The sequence below is a fragment of the Paenibacillus sp. strain BS8-2 genome (assembly GCF_054483835.1).
Map to the genome: position 1 here is coordinate 1,636,192 of NZ_CM137010.1, position 19,322 is coordinate 1,655,513.

General features: G+C 48.5%; 18 protein-coding genes. 13 read left to right on the forward strand and 5 right to left on the reverse strand.

Features of this window, described 5'->3' with window-relative positions; all coding sequences use genetic code 11:
* Positions 1–28 precede the first annotated feature (28 nt).
* The 3 genes from ACX1C1_RS07255 to ACX1C1_RS07265 form a co-directional block, all read right to left on the reverse strand.
* A complete protein-coding gene (locus tag ACX1C1_RS07255) occupies positions 29–271 on the reverse strand; it encodes a hypothetical protein (protein WP_458956441.1) in 243 nt (80 codons plus the stop codon).
* Between the two features lie 380 nt (positions 272–651).
* Positions 652–3,669, reverse strand: a complete 3,018-nt coding sequence (locus tag ACX1C1_RS07260) for a DEAD/DEAH box helicase (RefSeq protein WP_458957616.1) — start codon at positions 3,667–3,669, stop codon at positions 652–654.
* Positions 3,670–3,680: 11 nt separating this feature from the next.
* A complete protein-coding gene (locus ACX1C1_RS07265; RefSeq protein ID WP_458956442.1) occupies positions 3,681–4,865 on the reverse strand; it encodes a hypothetical protein in 1,185 nt (394 codons plus the stop codon).
* A 252-nt stretch (positions 4,866–5,117) separates the two neighbouring features.
* Between ACX1C1_RS07265 and ACX1C1_RS07270 the strand changes: the two genes are divergently transcribed.
* The 7 genes from ACX1C1_RS07270 to ACX1C1_RS07300 all read left to right on the forward strand — a co-directional run bounded on the left by ACX1C1_RS07270 (position 5,118) and on the right by ACX1C1_RS07300 (position 11,978).
* Positions 5,118–5,723: a VOC family protein gene (locus ACX1C1_RS07270; protein ID WP_458956443.1), complete on the forward strand. Its 606-nt coding sequence runs from the start codon at positions 5,118–5,120 to the stop codon at positions 5,721–5,723.
* Positions 5,724–5,967: 244 nt separating this feature from the next.
* Positions 5,968–6,663 carry a response regulator transcription factor gene (locus ACX1C1_RS07275; protein WP_458956444.1) on the forward strand — a complete coding sequence of 232 codons (696 nt, stop codon included), beginning with the start codon at positions 5,968–5,970 and terminating at the stop codon, positions 6,661–6,663.
* Positions 6,653–8,110 carry a sensor histidine kinase gene (locus ACX1C1_RS07280; RefSeq protein ID WP_458956445.1) on the forward strand — a complete coding sequence of 486 codons (1,458 nt, stop codon included), beginning with the start codon at positions 6,653–6,655 and terminating at the stop codon, positions 8,108–8,110. Before ACX1C1_RS07275 ends, ACX1C1_RS07280 begins: the two co-directional genes overlap by 11 nt.
* 134 nt (positions 8,111–8,244) lie before the next feature.
* The gene (locus tag ACX1C1_RS07285) at positions 8,245–9,363 is read left to right on the forward strand and encodes a TolB family protein (RefSeq protein WP_458956446.1); all 1,119 of its coding nucleotides are present in this window, start codon (positions 8,245–8,247) and stop codon (positions 9,361–9,363) included.
* A 216-nt stretch (positions 9,364–9,579) separates the two neighbouring features.
* Positions 9,580–10,158, forward strand: a complete 579-nt coding sequence (locus tag ACX1C1_RS07290) for a TetR/AcrR family transcriptional regulator (protein ID WP_458956447.1) — start codon at positions 9,580–9,582, stop codon at positions 10,156–10,158.
* Positions 10,159–10,244: 86 nt separating this feature from the next.
* Complete coding sequence (locus ACX1C1_RS07295; protein ID WP_458956448.1) at positions 10,245–11,237, forward strand: NADP-dependent oxidoreductase; 993 nt, start codon at positions 10,245–10,247, stop codon at positions 11,235–11,237.
* Positions 11,238–11,276: 39 nt separating this feature from the next.
* On the forward strand, positions 11,277–11,978 hold the full coding sequence (locus tag ACX1C1_RS07300; protein ID WP_458956449.1) for an SDR family oxidoreductase: 702 nt from the start codon (positions 11,277–11,279) through the stop codon (positions 11,976–11,978).
* A gap of 211 nt (positions 11,979–12,189) precedes the next feature.
* Here ACX1C1_RS07300 and ACX1C1_RS07305 read toward each other — a convergent pair whose 3' ends face one another.
* Together ACX1C1_RS07305 and ACX1C1_RS07310 are read right to left on the reverse strand one after the other, a co-directional pair.
* Positions 12,190–12,666 (reverse strand): GyrI-like domain-containing protein, encoded by a 477-nt coding sequence (locus tag ACX1C1_RS07305; RefSeq protein ID WP_458956450.1) that lies wholly within the window; start codon positions 12,664–12,666, stop codon positions 12,190–12,192.
* Positions 12,667–12,695: 29 nt separating this feature from the next.
* Positions 12,696–13,175, reverse strand: a complete 480-nt coding sequence (locus ACX1C1_RS07310) for a hypothetical protein (protein ID WP_458956451.1) — start codon at positions 13,173–13,175, stop codon at positions 12,696–12,698.
* 81 nt (positions 13,176–13,256) lie between these two features.
* Between ACX1C1_RS07310 and ACX1C1_RS07315 the strand changes: the two genes are divergently transcribed.
* The 6 genes from ACX1C1_RS07315 (at position 13,257) to ACX1C1_RS07340 (ending at position 19,247) form a co-directional block, all read left to right on the forward strand.
* Positions 13,257–14,234: a helix-turn-helix transcriptional regulator gene (locus tag ACX1C1_RS07315; RefSeq protein ID WP_458956452.1), complete on the forward strand. Its 978-nt coding sequence runs from the start codon at positions 13,257–13,259 to the stop codon at positions 14,232–14,234.
* A 117-nt stretch (positions 14,235–14,351) separates the two neighbouring features.
* Positions 14,352–15,497 (forward strand): hypothetical protein, encoded by a 1,146-nt coding sequence (locus tag ACX1C1_RS07320; protein WP_458956453.1) that lies wholly within the window; start codon positions 14,352–14,354, stop codon positions 15,495–15,497.
* Positions 15,488–16,468 (forward strand): hypothetical protein, encoded by a 981-nt coding sequence (locus ACX1C1_RS07325; protein ID WP_458956454.1) that lies wholly within the window; start codon positions 15,488–15,490, stop codon positions 16,466–16,468. The genes ACX1C1_RS07320 and ACX1C1_RS07325 overlap by 10 nt, the downstream gene beginning before the upstream one ends.
* Before the next feature lie 126 nt (positions 16,469–16,594).
* Complete coding sequence (locus tag ACX1C1_RS07330) at positions 16,595–17,494, forward strand: helix-turn-helix domain-containing protein (RefSeq protein ID WP_458956455.1); 900 nt, start codon at positions 16,595–16,597, stop codon at positions 17,492–17,494.
* A 102-nt stretch (positions 17,495–17,596) separates the two neighbouring features.
* The gene (locus ACX1C1_RS07335; RefSeq protein WP_458956456.1) at positions 17,597–18,661 is read left to right on the forward strand and encodes a phosphotransferase enzyme family protein; all 1,065 of its coding nucleotides are present in this window, start codon (positions 17,597–17,599) and stop codon (positions 18,659–18,661) included.
* A gap of 184 nt (positions 18,662–18,845) precedes the next feature.
* The gene (locus tag ACX1C1_RS07340; RefSeq protein ID WP_458956457.1) at positions 18,846–19,247 is read left to right on the forward strand and encodes a hypothetical protein; all 402 of its coding nucleotides are present in this window, start codon (positions 18,846–18,848) and stop codon (positions 19,245–19,247) included.
* Positions 19,248–19,322 lie beyond the last annotated feature (75 nt).

Here is a 19,322-nt window from a genome sequence, read left to right on the forward strand (position 1 = left end):
ACGAATCTTCACCTGTCTGACTTGCAGGTTATCCTACACCATCACTTTCTAATAAGGAGTAAAAATGATCGCGGTCTTCGTCATCGAATTTGCCAAGCGCCCGTACCCTAACAAATTCATGTCCGCCAAACATGTCGATCTCCTCGCCGTAACAATTGTAGAGAGCGATCATATCGCCATCCCGATCCAGTTCCATATACCCGTAACAAGTCTCCTCATCGGGCGCTTCGCCGTTTAAGAGCAAAAATCTAATTTTGTCCACGCTGTTCATGCAGATCCCCTTCCTTATTCTCATCGATCTGAACAATATTTTACGTGACACCAGCTGAATTGGAAAAAGCGATATCGCCCTGCATTCGGCAAAATTCATTCCTAATTAAGAAAACAGGAGGGAGATCCCCCGCAATATCGCTTATTTTCACATTATCTCTTGACGAGATGCGATTCGGGCATTATGATAGCATGCCGGTTAATTCAACAGGGTAAATGTTGAAGAGCGTTCTATCAGGGATACATCCCAACCGATATCGCTCAGGTTTTTCGCAGGCGACTGGAATTTATCCAATCAGGCAAATGAATGGAGGGCTATCCCGTAATAGGATAGCCCTCCAAATTTATGGCGATAACTCGTCCGATCTGCCCAAATCCCGCTTAATCGCGAGACCAGTCCCGTCGCAGCGAGAACATCTCCTTAAGCGCATCCGTCGACAGCTCGGTAATCCAGCTCTCCGAGCTGGTAATGACGTTGTCGCTTAGCTGCTGCTTGTTCTCCAGCATCTCGTCGATGCGTTCCTCCAGGGTGCCGAGCGAGATGAATTTGTGCACCTGCACGTCGCGCGTCTGGCCCATCCGGTAGGCGCGGTCGGTCGCCTGGTTCTCGACGGCCGGGTTCCACCAGCGGTCGAAGTGGAAGACGTGGTTCGCCGCGGTCAAGTTAAGCCCGACGCCTCCCGCCTTGAGGGAGAGGATGAACACGTTCGGCTGCTCGGACGGAGGAAGGTCGCGCGACTGGAACCGTTCGACCATCCTGTCCCGCTGCGCCTTCGGCGTGCTGCCGTTCAGGTATAGCACGGGTTCGCCCAGCTCGCGCTGCAGGACATCCTGCATCATCGTGCCCATGCCGATGTATTGCGTGAAGATGAGGCAGCGCTCGTCCGCCTCGCGCAGCTCCTTGACCATCGCCAGCAGCCTCTCGAGCTTGGAGGAGCGGGCGATAATGGCCTCCGTCTGCGGAGGACCGTCCTCCGGCTCCGTTCCCGCATCCTCGTCCAGCAAAGCCGGATGGTCGCATGCCTGCTTAAGCCGAGTCAGCGCTCCGAGAATCGCGCCTTTGCGCTGGATGCCGTCGAGCTTCTTCAGCTTCTCGAGCAGCTCCTTGACGCAATTGTCGTACAGGGCAGCCTGCTCGGAGGTAAGCGGAACATACGTCTTCATCTCGTTTTTGTCCGGCAGGTCAAGCTGGATGGCGGGATCCTTCTTCTTGCGGCGCAGCATGAACGGCTTCACTAGCCGCTTGAGCTCCGCCGTGCGACGCCCGTCCTGTTCACGCTCGATTGGGGTGGCGAAGCGGTCCTGGAACGCCTTAGCTGACCCAAGGTAAGTGGGCACGGTGAAATCGTAGATCGACCATAGCTCCGTCAGCCGATTCTCGATTGGCGTCCCCGTGAGCGCGATTCGGTGGAGCGCGGGAAAGCTCTTGACCGCCGCGGCCTGCCTGGTTCCGGCGTTCTTGATATTCTGCGCTTCGTCCAGACAGACGGCGCCCCATTGGAACGCGGCAAGCGTCTCCTGGTCGAGCGAAGCGGTAGCAAAGGAGGTCAGCACGACGTCAACGCTGCGTGCTTCCTTCCGGAAAGCATCGCCGCTCTTGCGACTGGAGCCGTAATGCATGGCCACCTGCAGCGACGGGGCGAAGCGGGAAATCTCCTTCTGCCAGTTGCCGAGCACCGACGTGGGGCAGACGATCAGCGAAGGGAGCCGCCGCTCCTCGTCCGCATGTTCCTTGGCGTGCAGCAGGTAGGCAATCAACTGGACGGTCTTGCCGAGTCCCATGTCGTCCGCGAGACAGGCCCCGAGCCCGAAGCGGCGGAGAAATGCCAGCCAGGCGAACCCGTCCTGCTGATAGCTGCGCAGCTCGGCACGCAGACCGGCCGGCGGAGCGAGCCGAGGCCATTCGCTCTGCTGATTGATCTTGGCAAACAGCCCGGTCAAATGCGAGCTCAGCTCGACCTCAAGCTTCACGCGGGCGGCATCGCCCACGAATGCCCCCGCCTCCGCTTCCGCGCCGGCGTCCGCCGCTCCGCCATCTGCATTGCCGTCCGCCTCGCCCTGCGAGAGCAGATGCAATTGCAGCACATCCTGGAAGCTCAGTCCCTGGCTCTTGTCCATGCCTTCCATCATGCGGCGGATCTGGGCGATAAGCGCTGGGTCGAGCACGATCCAGCGGTCCCGGAATTTCACGAGACGCTCCCCTCTTGCGAGCAGCTCGTCGAACTCCTCCTCGTTCAGGTCGGCGTCCCCGATGGAGATGCGCCAGTTGAAGCTCATTATCGCTTCCAGCCCGAATAAGGACTTGCCGCCGCCCCGTTTCTTGTTGTTTGATTCGTCCTCCGACTGTATCGCCGCGCGCAAACGCGGCTTCTTGCGGCTTGCGGCTTCCCACCATGCGGGCAGCAGTACCTGCCAGCCGGAGTCGAGTAGCCGGCGGCTGTCTTCGCTCAGGAACCGCCAGGCAGCCTCGTCGTTAAGCGGCTTGCCAAGGACATCCTCGCCGCGCGACAGAAGGTCGTGAGGAAGACTGGCGCGCAGCCGCTCTAACCAGCCCTCCGAGCGGCTGCCGATGGCATCCGCCCATGCGTCAGGCCACTTGCCTGCCGCCGAGCCGTTGTCGCCGAGCTGTACTCTGCGGAGCTTAGCCTGATCGCTCTTGTCCTGCAACACAAGCCTCAGCCGCCAGCGGGAGTGCTCATCTCCTTCCCAAGGCTCTATTAGCTGGAGCAGAGGGCGGAACGGCGCGACATCCGCTTTCCAGCCAATCTGCACGAGCCAGGTCTCGTCGCTCAGTCCTGCTGTCTTGACCGCGGCGTTCTCGCGCGCGAATAGAGCAGGGAAGTCCCTGCGCAAATCCGCCTCGTCCTGCTCCGTGCCGTAGAAGCGGCTCGTTACGGCCGCCGAGAATGCTGCCTTTAACCCCTCGTGCGCCTCATCGCTCCAACTGCCGCGCTTCAGGTCCAGCTTATCGCGGCACTCCTGTCCGAAGGTCGCTGTGGCGGCCGCCGCATCCCAGATCCAGCGCAGGGAGCCGCCTCGGTAAGCCGCAAGGTCGGGTGCGTATAGTCCCTTCTCCAGGCAATCGCCCAAGAGCGGCGCCAATGCGGCCAAGCGCGCGGCATCGTCTTCCCACTTCCATTCAATATGCGTCAGGAGCGGCACCGAGGCGAAGAAGGCAATGACCTCTTCGGCGGGCAGCACAACGGCCTCGAGCTCCCCGACTTTGACGATTGCAAGCTCGGTGCCATAGAAGGACGGTTCGTGCCAGGCGAACAGGCGATGCTTGAGCTGAAGTCCGGTCCACTCCCGGAGCGAGTCTGGGTCCGCGAAGAACAGCGCGTCGCCATGCGACGTTAGCATCATTCGAACCGCGATGGTGTTCAGGTTATATGTAGTCATTGTGGTTGTAGTCATGGAATCAGCCCTCCCTTGCGAAGCTCTTCCTGGAGGGCTCGCAGCCGGCTATTGCGGCTGGCGAAGGTCTCGATGTACGCCTCCCAACGCTGCTCGCACTTCAGCTTCTTGTACAGCTTGGCCAGCCGTTTGAGCAGCTTGACCGCTCTCTTGTAGCCGTGGCGGTTTTTTAACAACACGTATCTCTCCACGCCTTGGTGGTAAAAAGGCAGCAACGCTTCCGGCGCATCCTTCTCGATGGGCTGCAGATCCTTCGCTCGAAAGTCAAATGGATCGCTGCCGAGGCTAAGCTGGTAATCGATCCACTGCCGCCAGCGGCCATAAAGCATCAGCTTCTCCTCGTACAGTCTGCTACAGTAGGAAGGCAGGCTAGCGATCGCGCTCCACATTCGTTTCTCGGCCTCAGGCAATAGCCGAACGACGGCATCCCAGTAGCGGCCGTATTCGTCAAGCATGCCGGGGCTGTGACCGATATGCTCGTTTGCGCAATGACTTAACCAGGCTTCAAGCCGGAGCCATTCTCCGTTCTTCTCCAGCAGGCGCAGGAAACGAAATACCTGATTTGGCTCAAGGCCATGGAGCTCCGCGGCTTTCAGCAGTCGCCAAGCCTCTTGATCCTCCCCTAGCCAGTAGCGCATCCAGGCGAGGGCGACGAGCGGGAAACGCTTGTTTTCCTTGCCGGATTCCTCGTCCAAATGCGCTAGTTCCTCCTTGAGGAGACGAGGGCTGTCCGCAGCGGTTGATGCCAGAATCAGCCACAGCTCCACGTAGATGTCCAGATAGGCTGGAGGGGTCCAGGCATTGGCAATCGCTGTATCGCGAATGTAAGCAGCTGTCTCCAGTATTCGACTCTGTTGCTTGACCGCGATCTCTGGCGGCAAGCCTTGATGGAGTTGACTCTTGATGGCATGTAACGTTTCGGATACCGCCAACTGGGCGAAGTAACCTAAGTGGCGTTCGGTCATTTGCTTGCGGAGCAAGAACAACCCGACGTTCAGTTCGAACAACCAGGCCTCCGCTGATGTCAACTCCGACATGAAGGGATGCGCCATGGATCGCACCTCGGTGCCGTAATTTTTATCGTACGGGGTATTAGCCGCTTGTTGGGCGCAGCTGGCGATTAGGTCCTGCCACTGAGCAACGCTAAGCCCGATTGGTGAATCGAAGTCCATTGTCGTCATATTGCGGATATTCCTTTCTTGAGCTTGGCCGCTCGTGAATCCGTTCTTTCATTATAACGAAAAATGGTCAGTGCGACATTACAGTCCAAAGACATTAGAATGAATGAGACCACCTTGCAGTTAATCCTTCAAGCAAATGACTACTTTGATCGGATTTATCTCATATCATAGGATTCATTTTGTTCAAACCTAATCATTTGCATGAACATTGTATGATTAGAGTGTAAGAGAAAAAAAGAAGGAGGAGATCAATTGAGCAAAGTAATTCCCATATTGCCTTGCGTGAGTATTGATAAACAATGTGAGTTCTATGAAAGCATCGGCTTTGCAATAATCGCTAAGTACAGAACTCCCAATGCTTATGCCGTTGTAAGCTACGAGGATATCATTTTTCATTTTTGGGGAAATAAAAAAAATGATCCAAACGCCAACGCGAGCATGGTGTTCATTGAGGTTGAAGACTCCGACATATTGAATGCGGAGTTCTGCAAGAACATAAAAAGTGCATGGGGCAAAGTTCCACGAACAGGATTTCCGCGCATTTCGAAGGTGAGGGAATTGAAAGAGGACAAGCGGTTCACTCTTAGCGACCCTGCCGGCAATACATTTTATTTCGGCACTGTCAACAATGGCAAGACGGTTACAAAGCGTACACTTGATAACGAAAAACACGCTCAGTCGTTCGCGGTTATTTATGATTTGCTGCATTCGCATGAGAGTCCTGAAAAAGCGGCTAAGGCGTTGTCCGTATTCAATCGAAGCAATGACGAGTTGAATGTTTCGGATAGGGAGAAATTAGCGGTTCTAACATCGGAGATTGAAGAAGCATTAAAAGAAATGGAAGGAGATGATAAGTAGAACCGGATCCTAAACGGCAAGTGCACCCAGCTATGCATCAGGTGGTTATGCGTCAATTATAGATGGGGTTATTGGTACGAGCGCTCATTAAACCGCCTAATTCACCAAGGCGGTTTTCTTATGCTTAAAAATAAACATCAGAGTTTAACATAGAATATTGGACTGCTGCTCTCTTAGAGAAAACGGTGTTTATGGTCAATCAAGAGATAGGTTAAAATACAGATACTGAGGTAGGTGATATGCCATGAATGAAACGATAATGATCATCGAGGACGAGAAGGCGATCGCGGATGCGATTTCCTATGCCTTAAAGCGCGAGGGATATACGGTAGAGGTAATCGATCGCGGGGATCTTGCCGCCAAGCGTCTTGGTGAAACCCGGCCCGATGCCATAATACTAGATGTAATGCTGCCCGGAATGGACGGATACGACGTGCTTAAGAAGCTGCAGGACAAGGGCAGAATCGGCGTCATTATGCTGACGGCGAAGGAAGATATCGTAAATAAGGTGCTCGGGCTGGAGCTTGGAGCCGACGATTATATGACAAAGCCCTTCGATATGAGAGAGCTGCTCGCACGGCTCAAATCACTGCTAAGACGGATGCAAGCCGCTGGCGAAAACAAGGATTCGGACGAGATTCAACTAGGCGGAGTGAAGGTGCATACCGCCAGAAGATCGGTCTACGCGGGAGAGAGCAAGCTCGAGCTAACGCCAAAGGAATTTGATCTATTGGCGTTATTGGTTTCGAACCCCGATAGGGTGTACGCGCGAGAGCAGATGCTGGATCAAGTATGGGGTATGGATTATTTCGGCGGGACACGCACGGTAGATATTCATGTGCAGAGACTGCGCAAGAAGCTGGGATCGGAGCATGAGGAGATCATCCAAACCGTGTACGGCATCGGCTACAAGGCGTTCGGAGGCTACGGTGAGAATTAGCATCAAGTTAAAGTTCAGCCTGTTTCTCGCCGCCCTCCTTCTGCTCACCGTATTCGTGCTCAGTCTGCTGGTTCTACAGGGCATTGAACGGAATCAGCGCGCGCAGGCGGAAGCTCTTCTGTCTCAACAAGCAGATACGGCTACCGTTTACTTTTACCAATCTATCATAGCGGAATCCAGCAAAGTGCCGGATACCTTTCTGAAGAACAAAGGCGAACAATTTCGTAATGATTTGGAGGGGCTAATCGGCGGGCAGTCGGTCGTTCTGTACGATAGCAGCGGTGCTGTGATAGGAAGGGGAACTGCACATCCATCCGAGAGCATTAAGCAAACACTTGCCTACGCGCTGCAGAACAAGACAGCCTACTTGGTCGAAGGGGATGCTATGTATTATCTGACTCCGCTGCGCGTGGGAGGGGAGCAGTTCGGCGTCGTCCAGTTTTATTATTCCTTGAGCGGCCAGCAAGCTTTCTACGACGAAATCAAAGGGTTGTTCATGACGATTGGCGGGGGCGTGTTCGTTCTTAGCTTTCTCTTGGGCTATTTGTTCTTTAACTCCTTTGCTCGCAGCATCATTAGGCTTAATGAAACGATAGGTCGTATTCGCGAAGGAGAGTTCGCGACTCCAATCATCAAGCGCAGGGACGAGATCGGGGAGCTTGGCACCGGCATTGCGGTCATGAGCGAACGGTTGATGGTGACGATGAGGGATAAGGATCGGGAGCGAGAGAAGCTGGCGCTCGCGGTTGCCAAGCTATCGGAGCTGGATCGGCAGCAAAAGGAGTTTATCGGCAACGTCACGCACGAGTTCAAGACGCCGCTTACCTCCGTCAAGGCGTATCTCGACTTGCTCGACATGTATCCCGACGACGACGAGCTGCTGGCCACGGCCAAGACCCACATCGCGGGGGAGACGCAGCGGCTCTACGAGATGGTGGAGAAGGTGCTCCAGCTGTCGGCGATGGAAAAATATGATTTTGAATACAACCAGGAACGACTTGAGGTTGCCGCAACGATCGGGTCGGTGCTGAATAGCTTGCAGGGGAAGATGGATAAGTTCGGACTTACGCTGGAAACGGATTTGCGCGAAGCTTATATAGAAGCCGACAGAGACTACATGAATATCGTGCTGGCGAATCTGCTGGACAACGCGATCAAATACAACAAGGCGAACGGCCGTATTACCGTCAGCAATGTCACAAGAGACGGAATGGTGATCATCGATTTTTCCGATACGGGCATTGGCATTCCAGGCTCGGTTGCGGACAAAATTTTCGAAGCGTTCTACACGGTGGACAAGAATCGTTCCAGAGAGTACGGCGGCGCCGGGCTAGGGCTGTCCATCGCGAAGAGGTACGTCGAGACGCTGGGCGGCTCTATTGCCATTGTGAAGTCGGACGAAAGCGGGACAACGTTCCGAATGTCGTTCCGCTCCCAGACAGGATAAGACTCATAATTATGGGCTAGGTATCGATTCGTTTGAAACGATTCATTGGTGATAACTTTGTTTACAAGTTGGAAACAACTATTCGTTCTGTAGCAACAATTGGTTGGTATTGTAAGGGCAAGGAGGCGATCACATTGAAGAGATCAACATTAGCCATCATGGTATGCATACCAGCACTGCTGTTAACCATCACCGCTTGCAGCGGCGATAACGGAGGAGACCGCGAAGTTATTAAGGAGCCAGGGAAAACCATCACCGTCATCGACAACGAAGGGAAAAAGCCGGCGGCCGCCATTACGGTGGGCAGCATCAAGTCCTATGAAAAGGCGGAAATATTCGGCTGGCTGGATGGGGACACGGCCATTATTTCCAAGGAAAACGACAAACTAGCGAAAATGAAGCTTTCGGAGCTGTCGGATTCCTACCCGCGCAGTCTATACAAAATGAATGTAAAGACTGGCGAGCTCGTACCGCTGAAAGAACAGGAGAACGTCTTCCTGGGAGCCGCGAGCTTGTCGCCGGACAAAAAACATCTGCTCTACCAGGCGTACACGCTAGGCGATCCTTCTTACTACGTCATGGATCTGGAAACGCTGAAGTCGTTCGGCCTGGCGGGAGACCCTATCGGAGGAGCGATGAGCGCGAGCTGGGGAGATGACGGTACCATCGTCGGAGCGTCTTATGCAGGCGGGGCCTACACGGCAACAACGGACGGCAATATCGCGTTACTCGCGGGATTGGAAGAAGGTATGCCTATCATCGTGACCAAGCTTGGCGATAAGGTTTTCTATAATTCCAATAGCGACGAGACGCTTCGTGTACTGGATCTGGCGACCAAGGAGAATAAAGAGATGGGATTGGGTGCCGCAGGCACCGTTATTCCTTCCCCTGACGGCAAGCAATTGCTGGTGAAGGTATACGAGGGCTCCAAGGTAAAGCTGGTGCTGAGCGGTCTCGACGGGGGCAACGCGAAGACGATCGCCGAAGGTACGGATATCGGCAGCATCTCTTGGTCTACGGATCAACGGATGATCGCGTACAGCATGCAAGCCGAGGTCAACGGAGCGACTGCCAAAGGACTGTACGTGCACGATCTACTGACCGACGAAGCCACAAGGATTGTGGTAGATGTCGACAACGCGGCAGGCACCTCATGGAGCCCATCCAGCGAGCAGCTGTCTTACTCGGTATGGAACGGCAATGGCTACGATAGCAGCGTGGTGGATATCACAATTTCCACAAACCAACAATAGAACATCTGGGCTGATCAAAAGGGCGGTGCAGGGTGAATGCCATGCGTCGCCATTTTCTAAAAAATATAGGAATGTATATGTTGTTGATATGGCATTCTCTATATTTCTCGACATGAAACGCGCGCCGCCGCCAAAGTGTTTCATTTATCTGTCTAATTTTTTCTTTCTTTACTGATCGTTCTCAATATGCTAACATGATGGCAGGAGGACGATAAGATGGCAAGAAGCAAAGAGTTTGAAGAGAACGTGGTGCTAGATAAAGCGATGAGACTTTTCTGGGAGCAGGGCTATGAGAAGACATCCATGACTGATCTGGTCGAGCATATGGGCATTCATCGCAGAAGCTTGTATGACACTTTTGGTGATAAACGTCAGCTGTTTCTTAAAGCACTGGATCGTTTTGTTCATACAAATAACGTCTCGCTGGCAGCAGGAGTTAAACGCTCCAAGACAGCAACGGAAGCTCTTCAGTTTATCTTTAACTCCATTATTAATGGAGAAGAGGACTCGCCTCCCGGGTGCTTAATGGTGAATTCGGCTGTGGAATTGGCGGTTCGCGATACCGACGTTGATACAAAGACGACAGAAACGTTTGTCGCATCAGAGCAGCTGCTCAAAGAAATTATAGTCTGGGGACAACGTGACGGTGAATTCACCTCTGATTATGATGCCGAGGAACTGGCGGAATATGTGCATATTGTATGGGTTGGGATAAGGGTAATGGCAAGAACCTCGGTTGCCAAAGAGAAACTTTTCAGAACCGCCCAGGTGTCGATAAATGTATTGAAAAAGTGATGGATTCTTTTTTTCTTTATTTTAGAACGATCATTCTAGAAATGTGGATACGTTAGGAAAAATCTAATAAACATGGAGGCTATGCAATGAAAGCTATGGTAATGGACAAATACGGGAAACACCCGCTCAGATCAGCTGAGATTCCAATGCCCGCAGTAGGCGATCACGATATATTGGTGGAAATTCATGCGGCAAGTGTTAATCCTCTTGATCTTCTAGTGAGGAATGGCAAATTACGCATCATGCTGAAATACGAGATGCCGCATGTATTAGGGTATGATTTCTCGGGTGTTGTCATTCAAGCGGGGCGGAAGGTTAGAACGTTCAAGGTCGGCGATGAGGTATACGGACGACCAAGCAAAGGCGGGGCATTCGCTGAATATATCTCAGTGAATGAAGACGATATCGCGCTCAAGCCTCGCAACCTTACCTTTGAGGAAGCGGCGTCCATTCCGTTGGTTGGGCTTACTTCTTATCAAGTGCTGCACGAGAAGCTGAAACTAAAGACTGGACAGAAGGTGTTGATTCAAGCCGGATCGGGCGGCGTCGGCACCTTTGCAATCCAATTAGCCAAAGCAATGGGGCTCTATGTCGCAACGACGACAAGTGAAGCCGGGGTCCAACTGGTCGAGTCGCTTGGAGCCGATCGAGTGATCAATTACAAAACAGAACATTTCGATGAGCTATTACAAGGTTATGATGCCGTTTTGGATACCAAAGGCGGAGAGACATTAGAGAAAGCCTTTAAAATAGTCAAAACGCAAGGACAAATTGTATCCCTTGTTGGACCGCCTAATGCTCGTTTCGGAGAAGAGGAGAAGGCTGGATTCGTCAAAACGAGCCTGTTCCGATTGATTAGCCGCAAGTTCACCAAACTGGAGAAAAAATACAAGGTCAAGTACAGCTTCCTGTTTATGAAGCCAAGCGGCAAACAGTTGGCGCTCCTTACCGATTGGATGGAATCCGATAAAATAAAGCCCGTTATTGATCGGGTTTATCCTTTTGAAGACACCCAAAAAGCGATTGAGTACTCCGAATCGGGCAGGGCTAAAGGGAAAATCATCATAAAAATGAAGTAATCAATACTATGAAATAAACCGTGAAAGGAGCCAATTATAATGAATATTTCTGAACAAGTTGCATTTGTCACCGGTGCGAACCGGGGATTTGGCCGTCATCTGGTACTTGAACTTCTTTCCAGAGGAGCTAAGGTGTATGCCGCGGCTAGAGATCCGAAGACCATCGATATTCCTGGTGCAATACCAGTCAAATTGGATATCACCAGCCTGCAAGAAGTAGCTGAAGCTGCTGCAACCGCGAAAGACGTAACGATTCTGATCAATAATGCAGGCGTGTCTACAGGCGCTTCCTTACTTGACGGCGATCTCGATCATATCCATTTGGAATTCAATACGCACTTCTTTGGCACGCTATCCATGATCCGTTCTTTTGCTCCTATCCTTGCGAATAACGGGGGAGGGTCCATTCTGAATATTCTTTCCGCCTTATCTTGGTTTAGCACGGGAAGCATAGGGGCATATTCGGCTGCGAAGGCGGCAGAATGGGCACTGACGAACGATCTGCGCATTAGTCTGCATCCTCGGAATATTCGAGTGGCCGGTCTGCATGTTGGATATATGGAGACGGATATGACAACCGGCGTGAATGCTCCCAAGTCTAACCCTGCTGAGATCGCCAAAATCGCAATTGATGGAATCGAATCCGGAAGCGTTGAGATTCTAGCCGATGATACGAGTCGCATGCTTCAAAGCGCGCTGGCTGGCGGTGTAGCGGCCATTTACCCATCGTTCGCAAAGTAAGCAAAACGAAATGAATCACCAAAGTATCTTGCCGGAGCATCAGGCGGGATTAGAAGATCATTTGAAAAGGGGCATTTCATATGGGGAAATTATGGAGTAAGACAGAGGTTGGGAAGCTGGAGCTGCCTCATCGATTAGTAATCGTAGAAGAAAGAGCCATCCTTTGCGGGATGGCTCTAAAATATTTAAGACTTCTTCAGTTGGAAGACCCTTATTTCTTAACCACAGGTACCCAGAATTCACCGTAGAAAGTGCCGTTGCCGTTATCTTGGCGGTAAGTCGCATTGGGCCCGCCGATGTAAGCATAGTCCGTAATTTGGGACAAGACTTCACCGAAAGCACGGTAGGTCAGTTGATCAAACAAAGTCTCCTTATCGCCATTTCCTGCGACCACGATGTACTCGCTCTCTGGAAACTCGATAATGCGCGTGGCGTCAGCGACTGATTTGCGTGCTTCTACCGCAAAATAATTCCACGGTTTGCCCTGATAAACCTCGTTAACGGACCATTCGCGATCGTCCTTTGCGGCGTTTTTGAGCTTATCAAATCGTCCGTCAGCTTGGAGTCCGCCCCAGAACGCTTCTTTCTCTTTCTGCATAGCTGGCATGTCTTGGAAGTTCGATTGAATGGAAAACCCATAGGCGGTTAGTACGAAAGATTTTTTGTGTTCAAGCGTGTAATTTGACATGTGGGTACTCCTTTCCAAAGGTTGGCGTTTTAACTTTCAACTTTTTGTGCGCGAAGCCACATTTCACCGTAGCATTCCCCGTTATCCGTTGCTTTGACGAATGTTGAGTTGCCGGGTCCAACGTATTTGTAGTCAGTAATTTCTTGCAACACCCCGCCGAATACTTTGCCAGTAATTTCGTCGGCGAGACGGTCTTTGTGAGCGCCTGTGCCCGGCACGACGATATAGTCGCCAGCGAGGAAATCGAGGACAACTGCACCTTCTACGTCGAACTCTCCCATCACGCCGAAGCCGCGCCAAGCTTTGCCGTCAATGACGTAGTTTATTTGATATTCTTGCCCGTCAGCGAGTGCGAGTAGTTCGGCAAGCTTGCCGTTTTCGGTGATTTCGGCTTTTTTGGCTGCCGTGTTTGCCGCATTGCCCGCCCAGTCGTTAAAGTCTTCAAATGTTATGCCGAAAGCCGTCATTTTGTAGTTATCTAGGATGGTTTTGATGGTGTAGTTAGACATTTGATTCGCTCCTTTGTGAGTTAACTTCTTACAAGATTGATTCTATTTGCTGAATGTATCAAAAAGTGATACCTTTTATGTATGAAGAAAACAGAGCGAGTGAACCTCATTATGCGCTACATTAATAACCGCGCACATTTTACGATAGCCGAGATTCAACGGGAGTTCAAGATTTCCCGGGCTACGGCGATCCGCGACATTAACGAGATACAGGCACTGGGCTTTCCACTGACGACCGAGCTTGGGCGAGGGGGAGGTTACCACGTCCTGCAGAATCAGTATCTACCCTCCGCACGTTTCACGCCAGATGAGCTGAAGGCGATGTTCATCAGCTTTATTGCCTCTAAGAATTCGCAGCTTCCGTACCTTCAGAATCGACGCTCCATCACGGAGAAACTCATCGGCATCGCAACGCAAACCCAGCAAGACGAGTTAATTGAGCTCAATAATATTCTGCTTTTTGAGAATACGAATCCTGGCAATCCGAATCTCTTGGAGCTCGACGACGCGGCGCCTCCGGAACTGAATCAGCTGATTTCGCTTGCTGTGCAGGATAAGCATTTGCGCGTCACCTACGAGGCGAGTCCTGGCTGGCCTCAATTGATGGACGTTTATCTGCTGCACATTTTTAACTCCAACGCGCGATGGCTGGTCGAGGTTTATGACTTCGACATGGATGAGTTTCGTTATTTGCCAGTCGAGATGCTGCGGGATTCCGTGATTTCTAAGCAGGAGATGAAAATGTCAGAGCAGGAGATTCTAAATAAAAAGCGGCTTGGTGCGCGAGAGTCCAATCTTGTTGTAAGGCTTGATACGATGGGGATTCAGCGCTTTAAGCGCATGCACCCGCCGGGTATTATCTTGGCCTTTACGGGGATGTTTCAATCGAGCGGGGTTTTTCATGTTCAGTTGGATGTGGCCGATGGGGAGGAGCTAGCGTATTACGCCGATTGGCTTCTGTTCTTGGGCGTAGGAGTCGAGTTCGAGCGGATTCCTAATGAGTTACGCGTCATATTGGATAAGCGATTAACATCTTGGGAACAACGGATAGGACCTTAAAGTTGAGCAAATGCTGGTCGTTCTACACATGTTTGTTGTTATGCTCTGTTCTTCTCATGTGATATGATTATTTTGGAAAATTCAATTGCGAAAAGTAGAAGTAAAGGAGCTGGGCTCTTGATTATAAATGAATGGGATTGGAGATATAAAATTTGCTTTGATAAGAATATGAAGCAGATGGTCATGGAGTCAATTCAAGTTCTAGATAGAAAAAAACAAGAAATATATCTGAAAATAATTTATTTTTATGAAAGTTTTTTCTCATTCAGTTTAATATTAGATTTTTATGAAGCAAATCCTATTGAATGCATTAAATTTATTGATAATAATAAATCATCTGTTTACTTGAAAATTATTGGAGTTCCGCAGCCTCTTATCGCTCATGTACAAAACAGATTGAATTTAGTGTGTTCAGATCCAATGGATAAGCAGGTTTTGGACGATTTACTAAAGCATTCGATCAATTCTGTTCGAAGAGTCGATATTAATGAACTTTTTTCTTGCATGTTTGGATCAGACTACGTGCTATTGAAGGATATTATTCACTCAGCAAAGCCAGTTGAAAGAAAAGAAAATATAAAAATAAATCCTGAAGAGTATGAAGTGATAATTGAAAGGTATGTTAAAAACGTTGTAGAGGATAAAAGCGTAGCTAGCGAATTTGGTGAATTCAAGGTGAGTCAATATAGCACTGAAATCATTGAAGATCATTCTGGTTATGCAGAGTGGTGGGCAAGGGAGTTAACTGGGGATAACCATGATAAATTAATTATGTACAGAAATAAGGAAATGTTAAATGTAGAAGATATTCAAACAACTGTTTTCCATGAAGTGTACCCCGGGCACGGTCATTATTATGAAACGATGAGAACGTTCAGGCCAAATTTTGTTGATCACGGTGCAATGTGTCTAGTTGAGGGATGGGCAACTTATTGTGAATGGAACACTCGGCGAAGTAATTATACAAAATACCTTAAAAACAGAGCATGCAGTATTTTAAGGCTTACAAGTAATCCAACATTACAATTAGAAGATCTTGCTGAAATGGTAGGCAATCTACTAAGGGAGAACAACTCGGAAGCTCAAGCAATACAATCATTAATTTACCTTTTGGAGTACCCGGGCTATTTTGAATCATATGTATTGGGTTCACTTTGGCTGGAGATGAAAATTAGCAATGGCATTTACGAAACTCCTTCACAATTCTTGAAATATGTACAAGAGCACGGAGAATGGGGGGATTTTTTCTCAGTATGGGAGTAAAATATTACCTAGTTCATGGTGTCAACTTAAGTTTAAAAATTAACAATATTATTGATTATCATAAAAGGAAGGATCTCGTTGAAGTTCCTTCTGTACTGCGATATACATTAATTAATAACAATGAATTTGGAATAAGTGTCTATAATAATGAACTAAATAGCTACATAATCATACAATTTATTGACGAATTTGCGAGTACCGATATGGCTTTAGAACATTATAATAGCCAAAATATATTTGATCAAAACTACGAGAATGGAGTAACCTTTTTTCGGAGGAATATTGCTACAATCGAACATTATGATTGGTCGATGTTGTGGGTGATAAATGAGGGTTTAGAAAATGAGATTAATGTTGAACATGGGAAAGTTTTTACAAAGCGAGACGGGGATAATGAATTGTTTGCCATGCTAGACGCCTGCTTTATTTATCAGTCATCAAAGCAACTACAGAACTTATTAAATAATTTAAATAAAAGAAGAACTTTGGGGAGGAAATATCAGAAATTATTATCGTATTATTCAAGTGAATTGTTTAAGTTGTCAAAACCGAAATACTTTTTGACATATGAATTAGAAATAAATACTATGAACAAATATTATAAAGCTTGGGAAATTGGAGAGCTTATAGATGAATTAAAGCAGAAGTTTAATCAGGAAGTTACAAACTATTCATTTCTATGGGATTATAATAATTCTATCTTTCAAAAAAGATTGAATTACATTCTTATGTATATTGCAATTGTATCTGCGTGCCCGCCTCTTCGTGAATTTATTAAGGCGTATAGCCTCGATGGATTTGAAATGGTACCATTTTATATATTATTTGGTTCAACTACGATTTTTGTTTTTTATATTCTCACTATGATAGTGAAACATATAGTAAATATATTAATAAATTTGACTGATATCAACTCGCTTATACCTAAATCTTCTGTGAAAAAGAAGGATTCATTTCGTTCACGAGGTTGAATTTATACCAATAATTCATTATTACCGGCGCATGCCTGTTTGGTATTACGAATTACCATAGTTGAAAATCAATGAGTTTTGGACATGATTACTTCATTCTTTAAAAGTAGACACATACCCAGGAGAGTGGCATCAACCATACAACCGTACAAACTTTTTTCTGAGCTCCTGGCCCGAATAGAAGAGAGTGCTGCAGGTACGAGGGAGACAGCATTACTCCATGGGCTCCCGATCTCCACTGTTCATTTGCGTCGACTCTTTAAGTTTGCTTTTGGCGTGACGCTGCAAAGTTATATCCGCTCTCGAAAGCTGGCCGTCAGCTTGGAGCAGCTCATGCAATCCGACAAGCGCATTCTGGATATTGCCATCGAATGTGGTTATGAGCATGAGCAAACTTATATACGTGCGTTTAAACGTGAATATGGGATTACGCCTGGCGAATGTAGGGAGTCCGGCAAACATGTTTATGTAACCGCACCTCTATTGCTATTCCCAGAAAACGATGTGTGCGGAAATATGGTATATGGACCGAATATGGTTATGATTCCGTCCTTCCATGTCATCGGACAAAGGTATCAAATTGAGATCGCTGAATCACCGGTCAAAGCGCCCGAAGCCGGCAAAGATTTTTGGCATAATAATCGGCATCATGTGCCTAATACGGTGGAACCCAATATCTATTATGGTCTTACAAGGGCACCTGCCCCATCTTTTAATTGGACCTATTACCTTCCTTCGATGCGTGTAGCGGATCTGAATCAAATCCCTGATGGTTTTGCAGGTGACACCGTCCCTGCTTCTATGTGTGTCGGTTTTCGTTATATTGGCAATCATCATTATGAGGAGATTAGCCAACTACGTGCAGAGCTGCTGTACAAGGCCATCGGTAAGCTTGCCAGGGAGCATAACGGGAGATATGAGCTCTTGGATCACGAGTTCTACTTTGAGAAAATCGACATAGATGCGTATGATGGACAATACTGCCAAATGGAGTGGTTCGCGCCCATCCGAATAAAACACGCATAAAATGATCAAAAAAGTCCATTGAACATGCCGCTGCCATGGTATGTTCTTTTTTGTATGGCATTACCTAATATATGGTTATTCAAAGGGGCGAAAAAAATAGATATGACGTATAACGAAGTGGTTGCAATCGGTGAAGCTTATTTGCTCACAAAAGTATCTGAATTGTTTGAATTAGAAGGATATGAATTGCAGCTAGTGCCGGGACATGATGGAGGTCGGAATGTAGTTTATTCTTGCGAGAAAGAGGGGGAGAGCGCCAAAATACTCCGAATCGCTTACTTATGCGACAGAAGCTTTGAAGATATTCAAGGAGAAGTGGAATATATCCGGTATTTATTCGAGCATGGAGGAAGTGTCTCGGATGTAGTTGCCTCCTGGAAGGGAGCTCTGGTGGAAGAGATCGCCTACAATGATCACATCTTTTTTGTCTGCCTATTCGAAAAAGCTAAAGGGACAATGCTTGCAGACAATCATTATCGTTATCGTGAAGGCGTTCCGATTACCGAATATTATTATAATTGCGGTAAAGTTCTAGGGAAGCTGCATCAAATATCGAAAGGCTATACGCCTGTCCGTCCACGGTACAGTTTGTTTGACAAATACAATCCTGAATATATCGGTAAATTGATTCCGGATTCTCTCTATCTGTTGAAGGAGAAGTTATTGCAGCTCATTCAGACTTTAGAGGGCATGAATAGAAACCGGGAGAATTTCGGTATGGTTCATTTTGATTATAACGATGGCAATTACGCCATAGACATGGATACCGGGCAAATCACCGTATTTGATTTCGATAATTCGTGCCACTGCTGGTATATGTTCGACTTGGCAGGTCTTTGGTTGCAAGGCGTGGGCTGGGTACAATTTGAGAGCGACGCCGATAAACGTAAGACGTTTATGGACCATTATTTTGACACGGTGCTCGCGGGATACAGATCGGAGACTACGCTCGAAGATTCGATGTTGGAGCAGCTGCCTTTATTTATTCAGGCCAATATTATGGAGAATATCGTTGACGCTTTCGAGGTTATGCAGAACAATGGCGAGGAACCGTTGTGTGATGAAGAGCTATCGTATCTCATCAAATGTCTGGTGGACGATATCCCGTATAAGGGTTTTTTCCATGGGATGTATACTTGCGAAGAGCCTTTTATCATCGGCAGATAATTTTATAAACGAAAATATGGTAATGGATCCGAGCGATCTGAAATATTTAGGATGGCGAAGTGGAGATATTTGTCTATAATAGAAATAATGAATTTGAAATTACTTTCTCGCATGTAAATTCAGGACCCCCATTAACGTTAGCCGTTTTAATCGTGTGGACAATTATAATTAGGGGGGAAACGGCGTGAATGTAAAATCCATGCAGCCGTTTAATAGTTATTTCAAAGCGATGCAGCAATTCAAGGACGCGGGCGCGACGAAAGTCCAGTCGCAATTGGAATCTATCCGAAATATACTTATGCTTGGTAAGAAGCTGCGTACCGACGAGATGGACTACTTACAACATCATGATCCCAGTCTGTATGATCGAGCCAAGAGCATCTCGCTTGAGCGTCAGGCGTATGCCGATAGATTGCAGCATAGCCGCAGCAAGGCGGATGCGAACCATTACAACATGTTCAAGCTGGCGCAAATTGCAGGGCAACTCAAGCAAGGCGGTTCTGAGGAGCAACTGATGCGTGTGAACTCGATTCAGGAAGCGCATCGCGAGTTTATGAAATCAAGCAAGTATGCCTCTCTAAGATAAGATGGACGCCAAGATCTGCGAAAGAAACGATTGCTGCAACGGGTACGAGCATGATTCAAATCATTAAAGAGAAGA

Bases quoted from the DNA above. Each gene is read 5' to 3' on its own strand.
- ACX1C1_RS07315 (WP_458956452.1), top strand. From the start codon at position 13,257: ATGAAGAAAACAGAGCGAGTGAACCTCATTATGCGCTACATTAATAAC.
- ACX1C1_RS07290 (WP_458956447.1), top strand. From the start codon at position 9,580: ATGGCAAGAAGCAAAGAGTTTGAAGAGAACGTGGTGCTAGATAAAGCG.
- ACX1C1_RS07265 (WP_458956442.1), bottom strand. From the start codon at position 4,865: ATGACGACAATGGACTTCGATTCACCAATCGGGCTTAGCGTTGCTCAG.
- ACX1C1_RS07260 (WP_458957616.1), bottom strand. From the start codon at position 3,669: ATGACTACATATAACCTGAACACCATCGCGGTTCGAATGATGCTAACG.
- ACX1C1_RS07325 (WP_458956454.1), top strand. From the start codon at position 15,488: ATGGGAGTAAAATATTACCTAGTTCATGGTGTCAACTTAAGTTTAAAA.
- ACX1C1_RS07310 (WP_458956451.1), bottom strand. From the start codon at position 13,175: ATGTCTAACTACACCATCAAAACCATCCTAGATAACTACAAAATGACG.
- ACX1C1_RS07300 (WP_458956449.1), top strand. From the start codon at position 11,277: ATGAATATTTCTGAACAAGTTGCATTTGTCACCGGTGCGAACCGGGGA.
- ACX1C1_RS07335 (WP_458956456.1), top strand. From the start codon at position 17,597: ATGACGTATAACGAAGTGGTTGCAATCGGTGAAGCTTATTTGCTCACA.
- ACX1C1_RS07255 (WP_458956441.1), bottom strand. From the start codon at position 271: ATGAACAGCGTGGACAAAATTAGATTTTTGCTCTTAAACGGCGAAGCG.
- ACX1C1_RS07305 (WP_458956450.1), bottom strand. From the start codon at position 12,666: ATGTCAAATTACACGCTTGAACACAAAAAATCTTTCGTACTAACCGCC.
- ACX1C1_RS07275 (WP_458956444.1), top strand. From the start codon at position 5,968: ATGAATGAAACGATAATGATCATCGAGGACGAGAAGGCGATCGCGGAT.
- ACX1C1_RS07295 (WP_458956448.1), top strand. From the start codon at position 10,245: ATGAAAGCTATGGTAATGGACAAATACGGGAAACACCCGCTCAGATCA.